The following is a 22,486-nucleotide window of genomic DNA, read 5'->3' as shown; positions in this document are numbered from 1 at the left end:
CTCCAGTCTTAAACCAGCGCTGCAGCCACTAGCGACACTTCCAGCGCCAACAGATCCGGCACCTTCGCCACCTGATCCCCCACCTGCACCGCCGCCATTTCCAGCGCGCACAACGGCACATCCACATAGCTCAGCTGACTGTCCAGCTTGTAGGACCTGGGGATCCCTTGTACCAGCAGCGCGATGAACCGCAGCTCCGGCCGCCCGCCCAGTGCGTTGAGGATGACGATCCGCGCACGGTCCCCGATAACGATTTTGCTGCCACACGCCGCTTCGAAACTGAGCAATGGAATGTGCCGATCCCGCCACGTCACTCGCCCCAGGTACCACGGCGGTGTATCCAGATCGAAAGCACCGGGCTGATAGTCGATCAGCTCGGCGACCGCGACGTTGGGCAGGATCAGGTTGCGATCTGCCAGGGGCAGCAGCAGTCCGGTGAGGTTGCTGGTGCGGTGTTCAAGCATGGGGTTTGCTCCACAAGGCGATGCTGTCGAGCAACACCGATTCCTGATACGGCTTGCCCAGGTAGTCATTGACGCCGATGGCCATGGCACGGTCGCGGTGTTTCTGGCCGGTGCGGGAGGTGATCATGATGATGGGCAGGTGCTGCAAACGTTCGTCGGCACGAACCTGTGCGGCCACCTCGAAACCGTCCATGCGCGGCATTTCGATATCCAGCAGCATCAGGTCAGGCAGGTGTTCTTCGAGCAGGAGCATGGCGTCGACACCGTCCTTGGCCGTCAGTACGTTCATGCCGTGGCGTTCGAGCAGGCGACTCGTCACCTTGCGCACCGTGACCGAGTCGTCGACCACCAGCACCAGCAATGGCTTGTGCGGTTCGACTTCCGCATCGTCATTGGCCTGCGGGACACGGGCCTGCATGGCGCGCAGCGGCGCCAGCAGATCAAGAATCAGCACCACCCGGCCATCACCCAGAATGGTCGCCCCCGACAAGCCTTTCACGGCCGCAAATTGCGGACCGAGGCTTTTGACCACGATCTCACGAGTCCCGGCCATGGCATCGACCTGCACAGCGATGTGACGCTCGTTGCACTGCACCAGCAACACCGGTAATGGCAGGCTCTGGCCCAACAGTTTCGGGCGAGAGCTGGTTTTGAGCAGTTCACCCAGGTAGCACAATTCATAGTGCTGTCCGGCGTATTTATAAGTCGGCGGATCCAGCCGGTAATGCCCTTCGAGTTCGTTGGGCAGCACGCGAACAATGCCGTCGATAGTGTTCAGCGGGATCGCGTATTGATCCTCACCGCATTGCACCATCAATGCCCGGTTGACCGACACCGTGAAGGGCAGGCGAATCCGAAAATGCACGCCCTGCCCCGGCCGGGAGTCGATGCTCATGCTGCCGCCCAGTTGCCGCACCTCTTCATGGACCACGTCCATGCCGACGCCACGCCCGGAAATCTGGGTGATTTTTTCCGCTGTCGAGAACCCCGGTTGCAGGATGAATTGCAGCACGTCGCGGTCACTGATATCGCTGTCGGGCGCCAGCAAACCCCGCTTGATCGCTTTGCGGCGCACGGCGTCCAGCGGCACGCCGGCGCCGTCGTCGCGGATGTCGAAAATGATGTCGCCACCCTCTCGCGACAGGTCCAGGGTGATCATGCCTTGAGCCGGCTTACCCGCCGCAATGCGTGCTTCGGTGGATTCCAGCCCATGGTCCACCGCGTTGCGCAGCATGTGTTCCAAGGGTGCCGCCATGCGTTCGAGCACATTGCGGTCCATCTCGCCTTCAGCGTTGCCGACGATGAATTCCACGTCTTTGCCCAACTCACTGGAGACCTGGCGGACGATGCGTTTCAACCGCGGCAACATTCGTTCGAACGGCACCATGCGCGTACGCATCAGGCCTTCCTGCAACTCGGTATTGATGCGGCCCTGCTGTTGCAGCAGGTTCTGCGCGTCCTGATTGCGCCGGTCGAGTGTTTCCTTGAGATCGAGCAAGTCGGAGGCGGATTCGAACAACGCGCGTGAGAGTTGCTGCAGTTGCGAATGGCGGTCCATTTCCAGCGGATCGAATTCCTCGTAACCCAGGCGTTCGGCTTCGACCTGCTGCCGGCTGAGGATGCGTCCCTGGGTTTCCGTATCGAGCCGACGCAGCTGATCGCGCATCCGCTCGATGGTGGTTTCCATCTCGCTCAGGGCCACGCGGGCATCGTTGACCTGTTGCTCGATGCGGCCACGGAATATCGACGTTTCACCCGCCAGGTTGACCAGATCGTCGAGCAGTTCCGCCGAGACCTTGACCATGTCCGCGCCGATATCGGGCTGCAGGATCGGCGGTTCGGGCTTGAGCGCGGCGGGTGCGACCACCGCGACGTCAGGCACTGCCGGATGACTGAAATTCCTGATCGCATCAATCAGCCGGTCGGCCGGCGGCAAGGGTTGGCCAGCGCGGGCCGCGTCGAGCATTTGGGCCAGTCGGTCATGGCTGCTTTGCAACAGGGCGAACAACGCCCCGGTCGGTTGCAACACACCCGCGGACAAGCCTTCGTAAAGGGTTTCCAGCTCATGGGCCAGGTCGCCGATGGGTGCGATTTCCACCATCCGTGCCCCGCCCTTGAGGGTGTGCAAATCCCGCAGCAAGGTTTCCACTTCCTGGCGGTTCGACGGTTCCGCCTGCCAGCGCACCAACGCGGCGCCGGAGTTTTCGATGATGTCGAAACCTTCTTCCAGGAAGATATCGAGCAACTCGGGATCATGGCCCGGCGAATCGCTGACGGGTGTTGTTTGCGCGACTTCCGCACTGGTGACATTGTGCTGGCGGTACTCACGGATGGCCTCGATCAGCTCATCCGGATTGTCCAATGGCGTGTGACTGTGCAACTGCTCAAGCAGCTGTGCGAGGCGGTCATGGCTGTGCTCAAGCAGCTGCGCCAACACGTCGTTGTGGCTGTAACGGCGGTCTGCCAACCCTTGGTAAAGGCCTTCCAGCTCATGGGCCAGATCGCCCACCGGCTCGATTCCAGCCATCCGCGCACCGCCTTCGAGGGTGTGCAGATCACGCTGCAGAGACAGCAGCGGCGCGGCGTTGTCCGGATCACTCAACCAGCGTTGCAAGGCCTGCCCGGCGCTCTCGAGAATATCGACCGCTTCCTCAAGGAAGATCGACACGATTGCATCGTCGCGCTCGGCAGGAGATTCGGTCTTCGCCAGTTCGGCGGTGGCACTGCCCAGTTCACGGATGCTCAAGGTGCGGCTGCCGTCGCTGCGAATCAGGCCCATCGCCGAGGGATCAAGACTCTCATCGAGCAAGCCGCGCAACGCTCGCACCCGCTCCGGTTGAGGGCTGACTTCCTGACCCGCCGCCAGTTCGTCGAGCATGTTGATCAACGCTTCATGGGCACTTTGCGCTTCGTGAAAAAACCGGTCGCTGACTGCCAGACTGCTTTCTTCCACCGCGCCATACAGGTCGAGCAAGGCTTCGCAGAGTTCATCCACCGGATGCAGATCAGCCAGGTGCGCGCCTTCGCCAAGGGTGGTCAATTCATCCAGTAGTGCACTGAGTTCCTGGCGCTCGCCCGGATGTTGCTGCCAGCGTTGCAACAGGCTTTCAGCGTCCAGCAGGATGTCCATGCCTTGGGCGAGGAAGTTGTTGATCAGTTGCGGATCACGCTTGATACGCATCCGGGTATGCGGTGCGTTCAAAAGGGTTTCCAGACGCTCGGCCAGCAGTGCCTGGGTTCTTTCGATCAAGGTACGCGCACCGGGAATGTCAGCCAGTGGATCGATTTTCAGCTGGCGCAATCCGAGCCGGAACAAGCCTTCGGCCTCCAGCAACAACTCGACTTCGTCCAGGTCCAGCGCTAACAGATGCGCCTTGTACTCGCGAGCCAGTTGATCCAGCGGCGCCGCCAGTTCGGCAATCGGCAAAACGCCGGCCATCGAGGCGCTGCCCTTGAGGGTATGCAAGGCGCGCTGCAAGTCGTCGCTGGCCTGCAACGGCACATGCTCGGCGGCTTGTTCGAGGAATCGGTTGAGGCTGGCCAGATGGGTTTCGGCTTCGTTGCGGAAGATCTCCAGCAGCAGGGGATCGAGCGCGGCGACGTCTTGCACGTCCTCGTCCAGCAGCGGTTCAACGCCTTTGGCCAGGGCATGCGCTCGGGCGGCCAATTGGTCGACATCATTACGTTGGCGCTGGGTGTTGCTCGCAAATTCAGCCACCAGTTCCGGCAGCAATTGCATCACATCATCCAGCAGCTGATTCACCGCAGGCCCGGGTTTGACGCTGTGTTCGAGCACGCGATTGAGCAGGTTCTCCACCGCCCAGGCCAGCTCGCCCAACACCAATGCCCGGACCATCCGGCCGCTGCCTTTCAAGGTGTGAAAGGCCCGGCGTAACTCACTCAGGGCCGATGTGTTCTCGGGTGTTACGGTCCAGCGCGGCAAATATTCGCGAAGGGTATCCAGAACTTCTTCAGCTTCTTCGAGGAACACTTCACGCAATTCATCGTCTACCGGCTCTTCGTCCGCGGGTGGCGGGAGCAGACTGCCAGGCGTGTTCAGGGCGGGGGGATTCACGGTGGAAACGGGACTGGCCAATACATCGGCCAAGGTCTGGACCACGTCTGGATCTTCCAGAGCCTGCTGTTCCTGCATCACCTGCGCTTCGCTGGGGCTCAGCACATCTTCCAGCACCGGCACATGCCGCTCGTTGGGGAAGAAACCCAGGGCAGCCAGGCCTTTTTGCGCCACGTCGAGCAGGTGCTCCCCCGGAGCCTCCGGGTCATCACTGAGACGCTCCAGGTAATATTCAATGCTGGTGATCACGTCGGCGAGGCTGTCGAGCTCCTGCCAGCCGGGCTGGTCCGGGTCCAGCAGCAAGTGCTCGCGAATGAAGTGATTGCAGGATTCGATCAGGCTGGCTGCGCGGCTCAATGGAATCATCGCCAGCGCCCCACGCACCTGTGTCAGCAAGGCCGGCAATGGCTGCAAGTGCTGGCGGTCCCAGTCGGCGTCGATGTAGTCGACGATCATGTCCTTGGCCTGTTGCAGGCAGATGCGCGCCTCCCTGATGACGATCTGGTGGATCTGGGTCAGGTCGGTGGTCGGCAGGCGGCTGTCTTCCTGGCTTTCCGGCTCAACCGTGCCGACCATGCCGGACAGGTTGGCTTCGACGTAGAGCAAGGCACCGGCGACGTCCATGAGAACGGCATCGCTGGGTTCGCGCTGGCCTTGAACGAGGCTCAGTACTACCGCCAGTTGATCGATGATGACCTTGCGCGGCTGGCCAAATCCCAGCACCGCCAGGGTGTCGGCGATTTGTCGCAGGGGCGACAGCAGGCTTTCGAGGTCCGAGGTGTGCTGGCGGTCGCTGCGAACGAACAGGTCCAGGCGCTCTTTCACCCGCACCAGTTCTTCGCAGAGCGCCGCCAGCACCGAGCGCATGGCATCGCGGTCGGGGCCGGCCAACCGGGCGCGTTCTTCGTCGACCATTGCGCTGTCAGGCAATGCGTCGTCCAGTGAGTAGCGATCTTTCATGGTCAGCATCTGCCCGGTGGGGTGGTCGGCTTTGGCAATGTAGAACAGCAAACTCTTGAGCAACTCTGGAGGCGCTGGTTGGTTGATGCCGCGCATGCCCTGTTCGAGCAGGCGCTTGAGTTCTTTGTCCGCGTCCTTGAACAGGCTGCGCAATGCCGGACTGTTAGCAATGGCACCGCCGCGCATGCCTTCGACCAACGCCGAAGCCACTTGCCACAAAGGGCTCAGCGGCGCATCGCCACAGATGCCTTCCAGGCGCGCAAAGACCTTGGCCAGGTAGCCAAGGTGAGTATCGTCCTCCTGCTCGCGCAGCAAACCGACCAGCGCCATCTGCAGCATCTGCCGCAACTTGCGTAATACGTTGGGTAATTCCGCCGGCTCCAGAAGCGCGAGTTCTTCTTCATCCAGCGCGGGCAAGTCCGGCAGTTGCGGGCTGAACAGACTGGTCTCTGACAGCAGGCTCTCGCCACGCGCGCTACGCAAATCATTGATCAGCGGCAGCACTACCAGCGGCAGGTCCCTCCGTGCGCCCTGTACCCGATCGAGGTAGATCGGCAACTGCCCGAGGGCTTGCAACAGCAGGTGGATCGCTTCATCACGATGACTGACGCGGTTCTGCAACAGGGCCAGGGTCAGCTGTTCCATCTCTTCGGCGAGCAACGCCGCGCCGTAGAATTCGACCATCTGCAGTACGCCATGGACCTGATGGATGCACGCCAGGCATTCACCGAGCGCAGGCGTTGTCTGCTCCTCGTCGATGGCCATGCTTTCCAGGTGAAGAGCCGCCTGCCTCAGCGTTTCGGCAATCTCACCCTTGACCCACTCGAGGGCCACATAGTCGTGCCGATCACCCATAACCACTCCGCTCACTGCCCCTCTTAAAAAAAAGCATACGCTCTCTGGCGCTTCACACTTTATCCGCTGCTTGCGACTTGGCCGCCGGCAAGGTGAAACCGGACACCGAACGCCGCAGCTGACTGGCCATTTTCGCCAGGTTACCGATGCTCTCGGCGGTAGCGGTGGAACCTGACGAGGTCTGCGAGGTGATTTGCTGAATCACGTTCATCGTCAGGGAAATCTGTCCGGCCGAAGACGTCTGCTGCTGGGCGGCGTTGGAAATACTCTGAATCAGCGCAGCGAGGGTTTTCGAAACGCCTTCGATTTCTTCCAGGGCCACGCCGGCATCGTGCGCCAGGCGTGCTCCGCGCACCACTTCGGTGGTGGTCTGCTCCATGGAAATAACCGCTTCGTTGGTGTCGGTCTGAATCGCCCGCACCAGGGTTTCGATCTGCCGTGTCGCGGCGGAGGAACGCTCGGCGAGACGCTGCACTTCATCGGCGACCACCGCAAAACCGCGCCCGGCGTCACCGGCCATCGAGGCCTGGATGGCTGCGTTCAGGGCGAGGATGTTGGTCTGGTCGGCAATGTCATCGATCAGGCTGACGATATCGCCGATTTCCTGAGAGGACTCGCCCAGGCGCTTGATGCGTTTGGCGGTGTCCTGAATTTGCTCACGGATGTTGTCCATGCCGTGGATGGTGTTGTGCACCACCTCGTTGCCCTTGTTGGCGATTTCCACCGAACGCTCGGCCACCGCCGAAGATTCCGCGGCGTTGGCTGATACCTGATCGATGGATTGCGCCATGTCATTGATGGCCGTGGACGCTTCGGAAATCTGCTGGGCCTGATGCTCCGACGCCTGCGCCAGATGCATGGCGGTGGCCTGGGTTTCCTGCACGGCAGCCGCGACCTGGCCGGCCGTCAGGTTGATGGTGGCGACCAGGTCCCGCAGCTGGTCCACGGAATAGTTGATCGAGTCGGCGATGGAGCCGGTGAAGTCTTCCGTCACCGAGGCCGTCACCGTCAGGTCACCGTCAGCCAGGTCTTCGATTTCGTCGAGCAGGCGCATGATCGCGGTCTGGTTGCGCTCGTTCTTCTCAGCCGTTTCCCGCAGCTGACGATTGGTTTCACGCACCATCACCATGCCAATGAGGATGATCGACGCCAGTGCCAGCAGCCCCAGCACATAGCCGCCAATGGTGTCGGTGGTGCGCCCGCCGGCCAGGTTTTCAAAACCGGTGGCCAGGTGTGAAGCTTCGTCGAGCAGGGTTTGCGACAGGCTGAAAATGTTGGTGGCGGACTCACGGACCTTGAACAGCTCCGGTGAGGTTTCGAGGATTTCATCGACAGAGCCCGAGACAAACTCAAACAGCTCGGAAATCTCGATCAGACGCGCTCGCGCATCGCGGTCTTCGACCTGGCTGACTTTCAGCGCCGGATTGCCCTGAAGCATGCCGTTGAGCACTTGGCCGAATCGCGCTGCGTCACGTCCGAAGATGTCGGCGGCTTGCTGCGAACTTTCATCGCCGGCCAGTACGGTATTCACCGCGCCCAAAATACGCTCGGCCAGCAGCGATTGACGTTGAGCCATCGCGACCTGGGCGGCCGGTGCACCGCGCTGTAGAAGAATCTCGACGACTTTTTCGTACTCGACCTGCAATTGCGGCACGGTTTCGGCCAACGTCGCCGCGACTTGATGCAGCGACAATACGGTCTGCTCGCTGGAGAGAATGGTGTCGGTGTTTTTCAGCAGGCGCTCCCAATCCAGCTGCACGGCGCGCATTTCCGGGCGCACGGTGGACGGCGCCGGCGGCAGTCCGGTGGAGGGGTCGCCTTTTTTCAGGTAACTCCAGCGCTGGGCAAAGTCATTGCGTGCATCGCTGAGCAGCTTGAATGCGGCGGACTTGCCGGCGGCGGCTTCGGTGGCGTTTTTGGCAATGCGCTGGGATAGCACGCGCAGTTCACCGGCGTGGCCGATGTACTGTTTGTCGTACGTGGCTTGGGTGTTGAGGTAAGCAAAGTTGGCGAAGAGCAGCATGATGAAGATGATCAGCGCGATGAACAGCACGATGATCTGCGAGCGGCTGCGCGACCCTTCCATTGACTTGCCTGTTTTTGCTTTTGTCATCGGTCCTCGCCTGAACAGCTGAATTCTCTATCGCCGCCGATCCTCAACACCTACGCGGCCCCTTGTAGCAGCTGGCGAAGCCTGCGTCCGACCGCGCAGCGGTCGTAAACTTTCGCGTCACGGTGTATCTGAAAACCGCGCTGCCCGATTTTGCGAGGGCTTGCCCTCGAACGCAGCCTTCGGCAGCTGCTACATAAGGTGGTCGTGTTTACAGCGCTACGTTCATGAAACCTTGCGACTGCACCAGCGCAAACGGGCTGAATACTTGCCAGTTCTGCTCGCGCTGAAACCTGCCTTTGATGAACGGTGCGATCGGTCCGTTGATGAAACCTGTCGGTTCCAGGCTTTCCTGGGCAAAGTGCTGCAAGCCGAAAACCTCATCAACCATCAACCCCGCAAACACATCGCTGTGCTCGATCACCAACACGCGTCGTTGCTTGCGCACCGCCGACAATTCATCACCGAAGAAGCCGCACACATCCATGACAGGCAGCAGTCGGCCGCGCAGGTTAGCGACACCCTTCACCCACGGTTTCACCCCTGGCAACTGAGTGAGCCGCGGCTCGGGCAGAACTTCGCTGACTTCCCTCATGGGCGCGACATACCAGTGCTCGCCCAGGCGGAAGCCGATACCGCTCCAGCTGTCCTGCCGGGTTGGCTGGGACGGCAAGTCCGCTACCAGCAGCCGACAACGCTGATCGATCTGCAGCAGCAATTCGAAGGCAGTCAGTGATTCGGTCATGGCGGTCAGATCAACCGGCCAGCACGCTGTTCAGGGTCTTGATCAGGGTGTCTTCGTCGACCGGTTTGGTCAGGTAGTCCTTGGCGCCCTGGCGTGTGCCCCAGACTTTGTCGGTTTCCTGATCCTTGGTGGTGATGATGATGACCGGGATGTGCCCGGTTTCCGGATCCTTGGTCAGCTGACGGGTTGCCTGGAAACCGTTGAGGCCGGGCATGACGATGTCCATCAGCACGGCGTCGGGTTTTTCCTGACGAGCGAGGGCTACGCCGTCGGCGCCGTTCTCGGCTTTCAACACTTCATGACCGTGCTTTTCCAGCATGCCGGTCAGTTTGTACATTTCGGTCGGCGAATCATCGACGATCAGAATACGTGCCATGGTTTTCCCCATTCTTGTCGACGCCAGGCCCGTTGGCCGAGCGTCACTGTGCGTGTCCTACTGCGGCAAAACGGCGGCGAAACCCGGTACATGGGCCTGGATCGCGTTCAGCAGTTCTTCCTTGCTGAAAGGCTTGGTCAGAAACTGGTCGGAGCCGACGATGCGCCCCTTTGCCTTGTCAAACAGGCCATCCTTCGACGACAGCATAATCACTGGCGTGGACTTGAATGCACTGTTGTTCTTGATTAAAGCGCAGGTCTGATAACCATCCAGACGCGGCATCATGATGTCGACGAAGATGATGCCAGGATGGTTGTCGGCAATCTTGGCGAGCGCATCGAAACCGTCGATGGCCGTGATGACCTCGCAGCCCACGTTTTTCAGCAACGTTTCGGCGGTGCGGCGAATCGTCTTCGAATCGTCGATCACCATGACCTTCAAGGCGCTGGAATGCTGATCCATAGTTGCTCTACCGTCGCCTTTGCGAATCAAATTGTCCGTTTCCGGTCCACCGGAGGCTCGAAACCCTTGATACTCAAGGGCCAGTACTGCTTGGCAGTCTTTTTAACACAGTCTCCAATACCAATCTATCGGCCAGCCTGCGCAGTGGTTTTTCCTTGACCGGGAACACACTCAGCGCCACTCTGACGCCACTTTTATACGGTCCTTTGGCCCCCCAAATTTCGAGGAAAAACCCATGAGCGTTCGCGTCGGGATTGTCATGGATCCTATTGCCGGCATTTCCTATAAGAAGGATAGCTCGCTGGCCATGCTGCTGGCCGCACAGAAGCGCGGCTGGGAACTGTTCTATATGGAACAGCGCGATTTGTATCAGGCAGAAGGCGAAGCGCGGGCGCGGATGCGGCCTCTGAAAGTCTTCGCCAACCCTGAAAAGTGGTTCGAGCTGGAAGCCGAGACTGACGCGTTGCTGAGCGATCTGGATGTGATCCTGATGCGCAAGGATCCGCCGTTCGACATGGAGTTCGTGTACTCCACGTACTTGCTCGAACAAGCCGAGCGCGCAGGCGTGCTGGTGGTCAACAAGCCGCAGAGCCTGCGTGACTGCAACGAAAAACTGTTCGCCACGCTGTTCCCGCAGTGCACACCGCCGACCGTCGTCAGCCGTCGCGCCGATGTGTTGCGTGAATTCGCCGCCAAGCACGGCGATGTGATCCTCAAGCCGCTGGACGGCATGGGCGGCACCTCGATCTTCCGTCACCGCGCCGGTGATCCAAACCTCTCGGTGATCCTGGAAACCCTGACGGCACTGGGTACCCAGCAGATCATGGGCCAGGCTTACCTGCCGGCAATCAAGGATGGCGACAAGCGCATCCTGATGATCGACGGCGAGCCGGTTGATTATTGCCTGGCGCGCATCCCGGCCGCCGGCGAAACCCGTGGCAACCTGGCCGCCGGTGGTCGTGGCGAAGCCCGCCCGCTGAGTGAAAAAGACCGCTGGATCGCTGCGCAAGTCGGCCCGACCCTGCGGGAAAAAGGCCTGCTGTTCGTCGGCCTCGACGTGATCGGCGAACACCTCACCGAAATCAACGTCACCAGCCCGACCTGCATTCGCGAGATCGACAATGCATTCGGCACCGATATCGGCGGCCTGCTGATGGATGCCATCGATCAGAAGCTCAAGGCTCGTTGATATAGAACAGCCAGGAAATCACCAACATTGCGTTATCATGCGCGGCCTGTGAAAAACGCGATGTTGGTTTTCTAGTTATGACTCTTCCGTCCGATCTGCCCGCCGAACTCGCCCACCGTGGTGTGCGCCCGGCCGATCGCCTCGGATTTACCCTGTTTCTCGCGGCGCTGATTCACCTGGCCTTGCTGTTGGGCGTCGGGTTCACCATGGTCGAACCCAAGCAGATCAGCAAAACCCTGGAAATCACCCTCGCCACCTTCAAAAGCGAAAAGAAGCCTGAGAAAGCCGATTTCCTCGCGCAGGACAATCAGCAAGGCAGCGGCACCCTGGACAAGAAGGCCATCCCCAAGACCACTGAGGTCGCGCCATTCCAGGACAATAAAGTGCAGAAAGTCACGCCTCCGCCGGCCGCCCAGCCTGAAGCCCAGGAAGCGCCGCCCAAGGCTGCCGTGACAACCGTCGCACCGAAGCCGAAAAAAGCCCCGACCAAAACCGAAGCCCCCAAGACAGACACCAAACCCAAGGTGGCTGCGCCGACGTTCGACACTGAGCAGCTGTCCAGCGACATTGCCAGCCTGGAAGCGGAACTGGCCAACGAACAACAGCTGTACGCCAAGCGGCCACGCATCCATCGCTTGAGCGCCGCCTCGACCATGCGCGACAAAGGTGCCTGGTATAAGGACGAATGGCGCAAGAAGGTCGAGCGTATCGGCAACCTCAATTACCCGGACGAAGCACGCCGCAAGCAGATCTACGGCAATTTGCGCCTGATGGTCTCGATCAACCGCGATGGCTCGCTGTATGAAGTGCTGGTGCTGGAATCCTCCGGGCAACCGTTGCTGGATCAGGCAGCCCAGCGCATCGTGCGGCTGGCAGCGCCGTTTTCACCGTTCAGCGGGGATTTGTCGGACATCGACCGGCTGGAGATCATTCGGACGTGGAAGTTTGCGCGCGGGGATAGGTTGTCCAGTAATTGACACCCACAAATCCCTTGTGGCAGCGGGCTTGTGTGGCGAGGGGATTTAGCGAAACGTCGCACCGCCCCGTTCGGCTGCGCAGCAGTCATCAAGCTATTGCATGCGTTTCGTCAGATCCAACGGAGTTGCAAGCTTGGGGTGGCTGCGCGACCCAACGGGGATAAATCCCCTCGCCACAAACGCCCACTCCCACATTCAAGAGGTGTTGGCTGCCAAATTGCGGCATCCCCAGCTTGTCAGTTCGCCCCTCCAACGCCACACTAGCGCTCATGAAAAACGTCAGCCCCAGCTACCTCAAGCATCACTTCCTGATCGCCATGCCGCACATGGCCGACCCGAACTTTGCCCATACCTTGACCTACATCGTCGAGCACACGGCCAGTGGTGCCATGGGGCTGGTGGTCAACCGTCCGCAAGACCTGAACCTGGCGGAGATTCTCGAGCAATTGCGCCCAGACATCGAACCGCCAGCGCTCTGCCGCCACGTACCGATCTTCATTGGCGGCCCGGTGCAAACCGATCGCGGATTTGTCCTGCATCCATCAGGACAGAGCTACCAGGCGACCGTTGATCTGGAAGGCGAGCTGTCCCTGTCGACCTCCCAGGACGTGCTCTTCGCCATCGCCGACGGTGTTGGGCCTGCGAAAAGCGTGATTGCCCTGGGTTACGCCGGCTGGGAAGCCGGGCAGCTTGAGGCCGAACTGGCCGACAACGCCTGGCTGACCTGCCCGTTCAATGCCGACATTCTGTTCAACACCAGCAGTGAACTGCGCCTTGAAGCAGCGGCCAGGCACCTGGGCATCAATCTGAGTTTGCTGACCAGCCAGGCGGGGCACGCCTGATGGCCCTGCGGTTGATTCTGGGTTTCGATTACGGCACCAAACAAATCGGCGTTGCGGTCGGCCAGGTGATTACCGGCCAGGCGCGCGAGCTGTGTACCCTCAAGGCGCAAAACGGTATTCCCGACTGGAATCAGGTCGAAGCCTTGATCAAGGAATGGAAGCCTGACGCTGTGGTGGTCGGCCTGCCATTGAACATGGACGGCACGCCAAGCGACATGTGCTTGCGAGCGGAAAAATTCGCCCGCCGCCTGAACGGCCGCTACAACCTGCCCTTTTATACCCACGATGAACGCCTGACGACGTTCGAAGCCAAGGGCGAACGGCGTGATCGCGGCGGCCAAAAAGGCAGTTACCGCGACAACCCGGTCGACGCCATCGCCGCCGCCCTGCTGCTGCAAGGCTGGCTCGACGAAAACAGCGCCCTGTTCGAATCCTGATCGCACCCAATCCTGAAGAGCCGTTAGCCCGTCTCTCTTAGCTACAACCCGAGCCATGACATGACGCACACCCGGCTCGGGCCCAAGAAGGAGCAACCATGAGCCTGCCCAATCCCGCCGAACTGATCAGCCAGATGGCGATCCGTCTGAAGGCGCACCTGGAACACCGCGGCATCAGCGAACCCCGTTACATCGGCATTCGCACGGGCGGCATCTGGGTCGCTCAGGCGCTGCTTGAAGAGCTGGGCAGCGATTCGCCCCTCGGCACCCTGGATGTTTCCTTCTACCGCGATGACTTCAGCCAGAACGGCCTGCACCCACAAGTACGGCCGTCCGCGCTGCCCTTCGAGATCGAAGGTCAGGACCTGGTGCTGATCGACGACGTACTGATGAGTGGCCGCACCATCCGCGCCGCGATGAACGAACTGTTCGACTACGGCCGTCCAGCCAGCGTGACCCTGGTTTGCCTGCTGGACCTGGACGCCGGCGAGCTGCCGATCCGCCCGAATGTGGTTGGCGCGACGTTGTCACTGGCCGCCCACGAACGGGTGAAGCTGTCCGGCCCGTCGCCGCTTGTGCTTGAACTGCAAGACCTCGCCCTTTAATTCGCCCTATTGAGAGTCCCCTCGCGATGACGCCTCTAGACACCAAGCGCCCGCTGCAGCTCAATGATCAGGGCCAGCTGCGCCACTTCCTCTCGCTCGACGGTTTGCGTCGCGAGCTTCTGACGGAAATCCTCGACACCGCCGACTCGTTCCTTGAAGTCGGCGCCCGGGCGGTGAAGAAAGTCCCGTTGCTGCGCGGCAAGACCGTCTGCAACGTGTTCTTCGAGAACTCTACCCGCACCCGCACCACCTTCGAACTGGCCGCTCAGCGGCTGTCGGCGGACGTGATCACCCTGAACGTGTCCACATCGTCGGCGAGCAAGGGCGAAACCCTGCTGGATACCTTGCGCAACCTGGAGGCCATGGCCGCCGACATGTTTGTCGTGCGTCACGGTGATTCCGGCGCGGCGCACTTCATCGCCGAGCATGTCTGCCCGCAAGTGGCAATCATCAACGGCGGCGACGGCCGTCACGCCCACCCGACCCAGGGCATGCTCGACATGCTGACGATCCGCCGACACAAGGGCGGTTTCGAAAATCTCTCGGTAGCTATCGTCGGCGACATCCTGCACTCGCGGGTTGCGCGCTCGAACATGCTGGCGCTGAAAACCCTGGGTTGCCCGGACATCCGCGTGATCGCGCCGAAAACCCTGCTGCCGATTGGCGTCGAGCAATACGGCGTGAAGGTCTACACCGACATGACCGAAGGGCTCAAGGACGTCGATGTGGTGATCATGCTGCGCCTGCAACGCGAACGCATGACCGGCGGCCTGCTGCCAAGCGAAGGCGAGTTCTACCGCTTGTTCGGCCTGACCACCGCACGCCTGGCCGGGGCCAAGCCGGATTGCATCGTCATGCACCCGGGGCCGATCAACCGCGGGGTGGAAATCGAGTCAGCGGTGGCCGATGGTCCGCACTCGGTGATTCTCAATCAGGTGACCTACGGGATCGCCATTCGTATGGCCGTGTTGTCGATGGCTATGAGCGGACAGACAGCGCAACGTCAATTCGAACAAGGCCAATTCGAGCAGGAGAACGCCCAGTGAAGCTCAGCATTCTCGGCGCACGCGTAATCGATCCAGTCAGTGGCCTGGATCAAGTGACTGATATCCACATTGAAGCCTGCAAAATCGTCGCCATTGGCGCTGCGCCTGCCGGTTTTGTCGCGGTCGACACCATCGACGCACAAGGCCTGGTGGCCGCCCCGGGTCTCGTCGACCTGAACGTCGCCCTGCGCGAACCGGGCTATAGCCGCAAAGGTTCGATTGTCAGCGAAACCCGCGCCGCTGCAGCTGGCGGCGTGACCAGCCTGTGCTGCCCTCCGAAAACCAAGCCGGTGCTGGACACCTCGGCAGTCGCCGAACTGATCCTCGACCGCGCTCGTGAGGCTGGCAACGCCAAAGTCTTTCCAATCGGCGCTCTGAGCAAAGGCCTGGAGGGCGAACAGCTTGCGGAGCTCGTGGCACTGCGCGATGCCGGTTGCGTCGCCTTCGGCAACGGCCTGGACAGCTTCCGCAACACCCGCACCCTGTGCCGGGCGCTGGAATACGCGGCAACGTTCGACCTGACGGTGATCTTCAACTCTCAGGACCATGACCTGGCTGAAGGCGGCCTGGCCCATGAAGGCCCGACCGCCAGCTTCCTCGGCTTGCCGGGTATTCCGGAAACAGCAGAGACCGTGGCCCTGGCCCGGGATCTTCTGCTGGTCGAGCAAAGCGGCGTGCGCGCGCACTTCAGCCAGCTCACCAGCGCTCGCGGCGTGGCCCTGATCGCTCAAGCCCAGGCTCGCGGACTGCCGGTGACCGCCGATGTCGCCTTGTACCAGTTGATCCTGACCGATGAAGCGCTGATCGATTTCAGTAGCCTCTATCACGTCCAGCCACCGCTGCGCACACGCGCCGACCGTGATGGCCTGCGTGACGCGGTGAAGTCGGGGGTGATTTCGGCGATTTCCAGCCATCACCAGCCCCACGAGCGAGACGCCAAACTGGCACCGTTCGGCGCCACCGAGCCGGGTATCAGCAGTGTTGAACTGCTGCTGCCGCTGGCGATGACGCTGGTAGAAGATGGTTTGCTGGATCTGCCAACGTTGCTGGCACGCTTGAGCGCCGGACCGGCCGAGGCATTGCGTTTGCCTGCGGGCAAGTTGGTGGTGGGCGGGGCAGCAGACATTGTGCTGTTCGACCCGGCGGCCTCGACCGTTGCGGGCGAGACCTGGCTGTCAAAGGGCGATAACTGCCCGTTCATTGGGCACAGCTTGCCGAGTGTGGTGCGTTACACCCTGGTGGATGGGCGAATCAGCCACCAGGCTTGATACCGGGTTGCCCCAATCGCTAGCAGGCTAGCGCCCACACAGGATCTGTGAGCAACACAAATCCCTGTGGGAGCCAGCCTGCTGGCGATGGCTTACTGGAAGGCGCCTCTGTTCTGCGCATTGCGAATCGACACCTGATCATTCAGCGTCCAGAAGTCATACAAAACCCCCAGGAAGAACAACCCGCCCGTCACCAGGTACAGCAACCCGCTGATCCACTTCCCCTGATACATCCGGTGCACACCGAACACACCCAGGAACGTCAGCAGAATCCACGCCACGTTGTATTCGATTGGCCCAGCGGTGAAACGCAGGTCTGCCTCACGGTCCATGGCTGGAATCAGGAACAAATCGATCAGCCAGCCGATACCCAGCAAACCGAAAGTAAAAAACCAGATCGTCCCGGTCACCGGCTTGCCGTAATAGAAGCGGTGAGCCCCGGTGAAACCCAAAATCCACAGCAGGTATCCGATCACTTTGCTATGGGTGTCTTGATGTGGAACGGGGTGTTGATAGGTGTTCATGAATGACCTCGAATCACACGATAGATAAATATTCTTTAAATCTTTGTGACTTTTTTACAGGTGGCCGACGTATGGCAAGTGATACATTCACTCCCGCCAAAGCCTTATAACACCAGACTTCTGTCCGACAATCGCGTCAATTTGCCGCTTATTTGGTTCCGTTGCCCCCAGGTTGAATCGACCAACGGGCCAAAAAAGGACAAAAAAGCTGTTATAAAGTTGCGCGTTCACCTATATGAGCCTTGCCTAATGCGTCCATTTTTCAAGACATGGCTAACCATTTGCCTGTTAATGCCACTGGCCGCCCACGCCACCAATCGTGAGCAACGTCTTCCAAACGTTAATGGTTACACCCCAAAATCCCATGTTTCTGCTCCTTCGAGCAAAAACAAGAAAACCGCCAACCGCGCACCGCAACTGACCAGCAAAAGCAGCCTGGTTCCGCCGATGGCGAGCAAGGAAAGCAGCAATGTGCTGAGCCGTGCCGTCAACGTCCTCGGTACACCTTATCGTTGGGGCGGCAGCAGCCCAAGTAAAGGGTTCGATTGCAGCGGTCTGGTGAAATACGCATTTAACGATGCCACTTTTGACCTGCCACGTACTTCAAACGCCATGGCCAGTGGTCATGGCGAGAAAGTCGATCGCAAGGATCTGAAGCCGGGCGACCTGATTTTCTTCAACATCAAGAGTCGTCGGGTCAATCATGTTGCCATCTACCTGGGCAACGACCGCTTCATCCACGCACCTCGTCGTGGCAAGTCGGTGAGCATCGATACGCTGAACAAGCCGTATTGGGAAAAGCACTATGTGGTTGCCAAGCGGGTTCTGCCGAAAGAGAAGAGTGGTCTTCAGGTGGTTCAGCGCTGATCTGAAAGCGGGTATTTGTGGCGAGGGGATTTATCCCCTCGCCACAGGTTAAACCACTCAATCGATCAAAAATTATCCGGCGACCGCGCTTTCTCCCGCGCATGCTCGCGACTGATCAAGCCCTTGGTCACCAGCTCCTTCAAGCACATATCCAGCGTCTGCATCCCCAGATTCCCGCCGGTCTGAATTGACGAGTACATCTGCGCCACCTTGTCTTCGCGGATCAGGTTACGGATCGCCGATGTCCCCAGCATGATTTCATGCGCCGCGATCCGCCCCCCGCCCATCTTCTTGACCAGTGTCTGCGACACCACCGCCAGCAATGACTCAGACAGCATGGACCGCACCATCGACTTCTCATCCCCCGGAAACACGTCCACCACGCGGTCGATGGTTTTCGCCGCCGACGTCGTGTGCAACGTGCCAAAGACCAGGTGACCGGTCTCGGCGGCGGTCAGCGCCAGGCGAATGGTTTCCAGGTCGCGCATTTCGCCCACCAGAATCACATCCGGGTCTTCGCGCAGTGCCGAACGCAGGGCGGTGGCGAAACTGCGGGTATCACGGTGGACTTCACGCTGATTGATCAGGCATTTGCGTGATTCGTGGACGAACTCGATAGGGTCTTCGATGGTGAGGATGTGGTGGTGGCGATGATTGTTCAGGTGATCGATCATTGCCGCCAGGGTCGTGGACTTGCCCGAGCCTGTCGGGCCGGTCACCAGCACCAGGCCACGAGGCGCCTCGGTAATCTTGCGAAACACCTCGCCCATGCCCAGGTCTTCCATGCTCAACACCTTGGAAGGAATGGTCCGGAACACGGCGCCTGCACCGCGATTCTGGTTGAAAGCATTGACCCGGAAGCGTGCTACGCCGGGTGCTTCGAAGGAAAAGTCGGTTTCCAGATGCTTCTCGAAGTCCACGCGCTGGGTGTCGTTCATGATCGCGTAGATCAGCTCCTGCACCTGCTTGTGGTCCAGTGCAGGCAAATTGATGCGCCGCACATCGCCGTCGACGCGAATCATCGGTGGCAACCCGGCAGACAGGTGCAAGTCGGACGCGCCCTGTTTCGCGCTGAAGGCCAGCAGCTCAGTGATATCCATAGCGCTCCTCAATTCCAGTAGAATGCCGCCAAACCACAGACCCTGGCGCCTCTTGAATGTCCACGATAGCAGACAACATCGCTCAGGTTAGTTCACGCATCCACGCTGCTGCACAGGCCGCGCAACGCGATGAGCACAGCGTTCAGCTGCTGGCCGTGAGCAAAACCAAGCCCGCCGAAGCCTTGCGCGAAGCGTATGCCGCCGGGCTCCGCGACTTTGGCGAGAACTACTTGCAGGAAGCCTTGGGCAAACAGCTCGATTTGGCCGACCTGCCCTTGATCTGGCACTTCATTGGCCCCATTCAATCGAACAAGACTCGCGCTATCGCCGAGCACTTCGCCTGGGTGCACTCTGTGGATCGTTTGAAAATCGCTCAACGCTTGTCCGAACAACGTCCTGCCGATTTGCCTCCACTCAACATCTGCATTCAGGTCAACGTCAGCGGTGAGGCCAGCAAGTCTGGCTGCACACCGGAAGACCTTCCGGCCCTGGCCAAAGCCATCAGCGAGCTGCCACGGATCACGTTGCGCGGGTTGATGGCGATTCCCGAACCGACTGAAGACCGCACCGCCCAGGACGCAGCTTTTGCGGCCGTGCGGGACCTGAACAAAAGCCTGCAAGACAGCCTGGGCTTGCCGCTCGACACGCTGTCCATGGGCATGAGCCATGACCTCGAGTCCGCCGTTACCATGGGCGCCACCTGGGTTCGCATCGGTACAGCCCTGTTTGGCGCTCGCGACTATAGCCAACCACAACGTGGTTGATTCCCCTCTATATAAGGACCTGACATGAGCAAGACTCGTATTGCCTTTATCGGTGCCGGAAACATGGCCGCCAGCCTGATCGGCGGCCTGCGTGCCAAAGGTCTGGATGCCACGCAGATCCGCGCCAGCGATCCGGGCGCCGAAACCCGCGCTCGTGTGAACGCCGAGCACGGCATTGAAGTATTCGCGGACAACGCAGAAGCCATTCAAGGCGCGGACGTCGTCGTACTGGCGGTCAAGCCCCAGGCGATGAAGGCCGTGTGCGAGGCTATTCGTCCGAGCCTCAAGCCCAATCAACTGGTGGTCTCGATTGCTGCCGGCATCACCTGCTCCAGCATGAACAACTGGCTTGGCGACCAACCAATCGTGCGTTGCATGCCCAACACCCCGGCGCTGTTGCGTCAGGGCGTGAGTGGTTTGTTCGCCACCGAACACGTCACGGCCGAGCAACGCGAGCAAGCGCAAGAACTGCTCTCTGCCGTCGGCATTGCCCTGTGGCTGAACGAAGAGCAGCAGCTGGACGCGGTAACCGCGGTGTCCGGTTCGGGCCCGGCTTACTTCTTCCTGCTGATAGAAGCCATGACCGCCGCAGGCGTGAAACTCGGCCTGCCAGCTGAAATCGCCGCGCAATTGACCCTGCAGACCGCGCTGGGCGCTGCTCACATGGCTGTCGCCAGCGATGTCGATGCTGCTGAATTGCGTCGTCGCGTCACGTCGCCTGCGGGCACTACCGAAGCCGCCATCAAATCGTTCCAGGCCGGCGGTTTCGAAGCCCTGGTAGAAAAAGCACTTGGCGCCGCTGCGCACCGCTCGGCCGAAATGGCCGAACAACTGGGTCAATAAGGAGCCTTACATGATTGGATTGAACACTGCAGCGGTCTACGTGCTGCAAACCCTCGGCAGTCTGTACCTGCTGATCGTGCTGCTGCGCTTCGTGCTGCAACTGGTGCGTGCGAACTTCTACAACCCGCTCTGCCAATTCACAGTGAAAGCCACCCAGCCGCTGCTCAAGCCGCTGCGCCGGATCATCCCGAGCATGTTCGGGCTGGACATGTCTTCGCTGGTGTTGGCGATCCTGGTGCAACTGGCACTGATGGCCCTGACGCTGCTGCTGACCTACGGCACCACCGGCAACCCGCTGCAACTGGTGATCTGGTCGCTGATCGGCGTCACCGCGCTGTTCCTGAAGATTTTCTTCTTCGCCCTGATCATCAGCGTGATCCTGTCCTGGGTCGCACCTGGCAGCCATAACCCTGGCGCCGAACTGGTCAATCAGATCTGCGAGCCGGCCCTGGCGCCGTTCCGCAAGATCCTGCCGAACCTGGGTGGCCTGGATATCTCGCCGATCCTGGCCTTCATGGTGCTCAAGTTGATCGACATGCTGGTGATCAACAACCTCGCTGCCATGACGATGATGCCGGAAATCCTGCGCCTGCTGATGTAACACGCAGGCTCACCGAGGCATATTCATCGCGAGCAGGCTCACTCCCACATTGGAAAGCATTCCAAAGTGGAGTCAGGCTGCTTCCACAGGGGAATACATTCCAATGTGGGAGTGAGCCTGCTCGCGATGGCTGCGCCTCGGTCTGACTGAATGAAATCAGGCCCGCCCTTTGCTTGCCGCTAACCCCACCGGTCTTTAGACTTACGCCTCATTTCAACGAGAGCAGGGTCGATGCCAACTGCCTTTCCCCCCGATTCTGTTGGTCTGGTGACGCCGCAAGTGGCGCACTTCAGCGAAGCTCTGGCCCTGGCCTGTGGTCGTTCGCTCCCGGCTTATGACCTGATCTACGAAACCTACGGCACGCTGAACGCCACGGCGAGCAACGCCGTGCTGATCTGTCACGCCTTGTCTGGCCACCATCACGCCGCCGGCTTCCACAGCCCTGACGACCGCAAACCCGGTTGGTGGGACAGCTGCATCGGCCCCGGAAAACCGATCGACACCAATAAGTTCTTCGTGGTCAGCCTCAATAACCTTGGCGGTTGCAATGGCTCTACCGGCCCGAGCAGCATCAACCCGGACACCGGCAAACCGTTCGGCGCCGATTTCCCGGTACTGACCGTGGAAGACTGGGTGCACAGCCAGGCACGCCTGGCGGACCGGCTCGGCATCGGCCAATGGGCGGCCGTGATCGGTGGCAGCCTGGGCGGCATGCAGGCGATGCAATGGAGCATCACCTACCCCGAACGCATTCGTCATTGCCTGGCCATCGCCTCGGCTCCAAAGTTGTCAGCGCAGAACATTGCCTTCAACGAGGTCGCCCGCCAGGCGATCCTCACCGACCCCGAGTTCCACGGCGGTTCGTTCCAGGAAGCGGGTGTCATCCCCAAGCGTGGCTTGATGCTGGCGCGCATGGTCGGACACATCACCTACCTGTCCGATGACTCCATGGGCGAGAAATTCGGCCGGGGCCTGAAGAGCGAAAAGCTCAACTACGACTTCCACAGCGTCGAGTTCCAGGTCGAAAGCTACCTGCGTTATCAGGGTGAAGAGTTCTCAGGGCGTTTCGACGCCAACACCTACCTGCTGATGACCAAGGCCCTGGACTACTTCGATCCGGCCGCAAACTTTGACGACGACCTGGCAAAAACCTTCGCCAACGCACAGGCCAAGTTCTGCGTGATGTCATTCACCACCGACTGGCGCTTCTCCCCTGCCCGCTCGCGGGAACTGGTGGACGCCCTGATGGCGGCCAAAAAAGACGTGTGCTACCTCGAGATCGACGCTCCGCAAGGCCATGACGCCTTCCTGATTCCGATCCCGCGTTATTTGCAGGCGTTCAGCAACTACATGAATCGAATCAAATTGTGAGAAAG

General features: G+C 60.3%; 20 protein-coding genes. 12 read left to right on the top strand and 8 right to left on the bottom strand.

Features of this window, described 5'->3' with window-relative positions; translation table 11 throughout:
• Positions 1-8: 8 nt before the first annotated feature.
• The 6 genes from H7698_RS07800 to pilG all read right to left on the bottom strand — a co-directional run bounded on the left by H7698_RS07800 (position 9) and on the right by pilG (position 10,047).
• Positions 9-464: a chemotaxis protein CheW gene (locus H7698_RS07800; protein ID WP_194691034.1), complete on the bottom strand. Its 456-nt coding sequence runs from the start codon at positions 462-464 to the stop codon at positions 9-11.
• On the bottom strand, positions 457-6,354 hold the full coding sequence (locus H7698_RS07795) for an Hpt domain-containing protein (RefSeq protein WP_194691033.1): 5,898 nt from the start codon (positions 6,352-6,354) through the stop codon (positions 457-459). Before H7698_RS07795 ends, H7698_RS07800 begins: the two co-directional genes overlap by 8 nt.
• A 52-nt stretch (positions 6,355-6,406) precedes the next feature.
• A complete protein-coding gene (locus H7698_RS07790; protein ID WP_162439344.1) occupies positions 6,407-8,467 on the bottom strand; it encodes a methyl-accepting chemotaxis protein in 2,061 nt (686 codons plus the stop codon).
• A 208-nt stretch (positions 8,468-8,675) separates the two neighbouring features.
• A complete protein-coding gene (locus H7698_RS07785) occupies positions 8,676-9,209 on the bottom strand; it encodes a chemotaxis protein CheW (RefSeq protein WP_194691032.1) in 534 nt (177 codons plus the stop codon).
• A gap of 10 nt (positions 9,210-9,219) precedes the next feature.
• Positions 9,220-9,585: a twitching motility response regulator PilH gene (gene pilH, locus H7698_RS07780; RefSeq protein WP_162439346.1), complete on the bottom strand. Its 366-nt coding sequence runs from the start codon at positions 9,583-9,585 to the stop codon at positions 9,220-9,222.
• 57 nt (positions 9,586-9,642) lie between these two features.
• Positions 9,643-10,047, bottom strand: coding sequence for a twitching motility response regulator PilG (gene pilG / locus H7698_RS07775; protein WP_027926573.1), 405 nt, complete (start codon positions 10,045-10,047; stop codon positions 9,643-9,645).
• A gap of 235 nt (positions 10,048-10,282) precedes the next feature.
• Here pilG and gshB point away from each other — a divergent pair, with 235 nt between their 5' ends.
• The 7 genes from gshB to H7698_RS07740 all read left to right on the top strand — a co-directional run bounded on the left by gshB (position 10,283) and on the right by H7698_RS07740 (position 16,411).
• A complete protein-coding gene (gshB, locus tag H7698_RS07770) occupies positions 10,283-11,236 on the top strand; it encodes a glutathione synthase (protein ID WP_162439347.1) in 954 nt (317 codons plus the stop codon).
• Positions 11,237-11,313: 77 nt separating this feature from the next.
• Positions 11,314-12,213 carry an energy transducer TonB gene (locus H7698_RS07765; protein WP_162439348.1) on the top strand — a complete coding sequence of 300 codons (900 nt, stop codon included), beginning with the start codon at positions 11,314-11,316 and terminating at the stop codon, positions 12,211-12,213.
• Between the two features lie 269 nt (positions 12,214-12,482).
• The gene (locus tag H7698_RS07760; protein ID WP_162439349.1) at positions 12,483-13,055 is read left to right on the top strand and encodes a YqgE/AlgH family protein; all 573 of its coding nucleotides are present in this window, start codon (positions 12,483-12,485) and stop codon (positions 13,053-13,055) included.
• Positions 13,055-13,492 carry a Holliday junction resolvase RuvX gene (gene ruvX, locus H7698_RS07755; RefSeq protein ID WP_090178626.1) on the top strand — a complete coding sequence of 146 codons (438 nt, stop codon included), beginning with the start codon at positions 13,055-13,057 and terminating at the stop codon, positions 13,490-13,492. Before H7698_RS07760 ends, ruvX begins: the two co-directional genes overlap by 1 nt.
• Positions 13,493-13,590: 98 nt before the next feature.
• Positions 13,591-14,097, top strand: a complete 507-nt coding sequence (gene pyrR / locus H7698_RS07750) for a bifunctional pyr operon transcriptional regulator/uracil phosphoribosyltransferase PyrR (protein WP_194691031.1) — start codon at positions 13,591-13,593, stop codon at positions 14,095-14,097.
• Positions 14,098-14,123: 26 nt separating this feature from the next.
• The gene (locus H7698_RS07745) at positions 14,124-15,143 is read left to right on the top strand and encodes an aspartate carbamoyltransferase catalytic subunit (RefSeq protein WP_162439351.1); all 1,020 of its coding nucleotides are present in this window, start codon (positions 14,124-14,126) and stop codon (positions 15,141-15,143) included.
• Entirely contained in the window at positions 15,140-16,411 is a 1,272-nt protein-coding gene (locus tag H7698_RS07740; protein WP_194691030.1) for a dihydroorotase, read from the top strand. Before H7698_RS07745 ends, H7698_RS07740 begins: the two co-directional genes overlap by 4 nt.
• A gap of 92 nt (positions 16,412-16,503) precedes the next feature.
• On the opposite strand, the gene H7698_RS07735 is transcribed toward H7698_RS07740, so the two are convergent.
• Complete coding sequence (locus H7698_RS07735; RefSeq protein ID WP_150798559.1) at positions 16,504-16,935, bottom strand: NINE protein; 432 nt, start codon at positions 16,933-16,935, stop codon at positions 16,504-16,506.
• A 249-nt stretch (positions 16,936-17,184) separates the two neighbouring features.
• On the opposite strand from H7698_RS07735, the gene H7698_RS07730 reads away from it, so the two are divergent.
• Complete coding sequence (locus H7698_RS07730; RefSeq protein WP_162439353.1) at positions 17,185-17,802, top strand: C40 family peptidase; 618 nt, start codon at positions 17,185-17,187, stop codon at positions 17,800-17,802.
• A gap of 65 nt (positions 17,803-17,867) precedes the next feature.
• Here H7698_RS07730 and H7698_RS07725 read toward each other — a convergent pair whose 3' ends face one another.
• Positions 17,868-18,902 (bottom strand): type IV pilus twitching motility protein PilT, encoded by a 1,035-nt coding sequence (locus tag H7698_RS07725; RefSeq protein ID WP_162439354.1) that lies wholly within the window; start codon positions 18,900-18,902, stop codon positions 17,868-17,870.
• 56 nt (positions 18,903-18,958) lie between these two features.
• On the opposite strand from H7698_RS07725, the gene H7698_RS07720 reads away from it, so the two are divergent.
• From H7698_RS07720 to metX, 4 genes are all read left to right on the top strand, one after another.
• Positions 18,959-19,666 carry a YggS family pyridoxal phosphate-dependent enzyme gene (locus H7698_RS07720; protein ID WP_194691029.1) on the top strand — a complete coding sequence of 236 codons (708 nt, stop codon included), beginning with the start codon at positions 18,959-18,961 and terminating at the stop codon, positions 19,664-19,666.
• Positions 19,667-19,690: 24 nt separating this feature from the next.
• Positions 19,691-20,509, top strand: a complete 819-nt coding sequence (gene proC, locus H7698_RS07715; protein WP_194691028.1) for a pyrroline-5-carboxylate reductase — start codon at positions 19,691-19,693, stop codon at positions 20,507-20,509.
• Positions 20,510-20,519: 10 nt separating this feature from the next.
• Entirely contained in the window at positions 20,520-21,110 is a 591-nt protein-coding gene (locus H7698_RS07710) for a YggT family protein (protein WP_162439357.1), read from the top strand.
• Positions 21,111-21,341: 231 nt separating this feature from the next.
• A complete protein-coding gene (gene metX, locus H7698_RS07705) occupies positions 21,342-22,481 on the top strand; it encodes a homoserine O-succinyltransferase MetX (protein ID WP_162439358.1) in 1,140 nt (379 codons plus the stop codon).
• Positions 22,482-22,486 lie beyond the last annotated feature (5 nt).

The organism is Pseudomonas sp. p50(2008) (assembly GCF_015351605.1).
Taxonomy (GTDB): Bacteria; Pseudomonadota; Gammaproteobacteria; order Pseudomonadales; family Pseudomonadaceae; genus Aquipseudomonas.
This window is presented reverse-complemented; position numbering and strand designations above follow the sequence as displayed.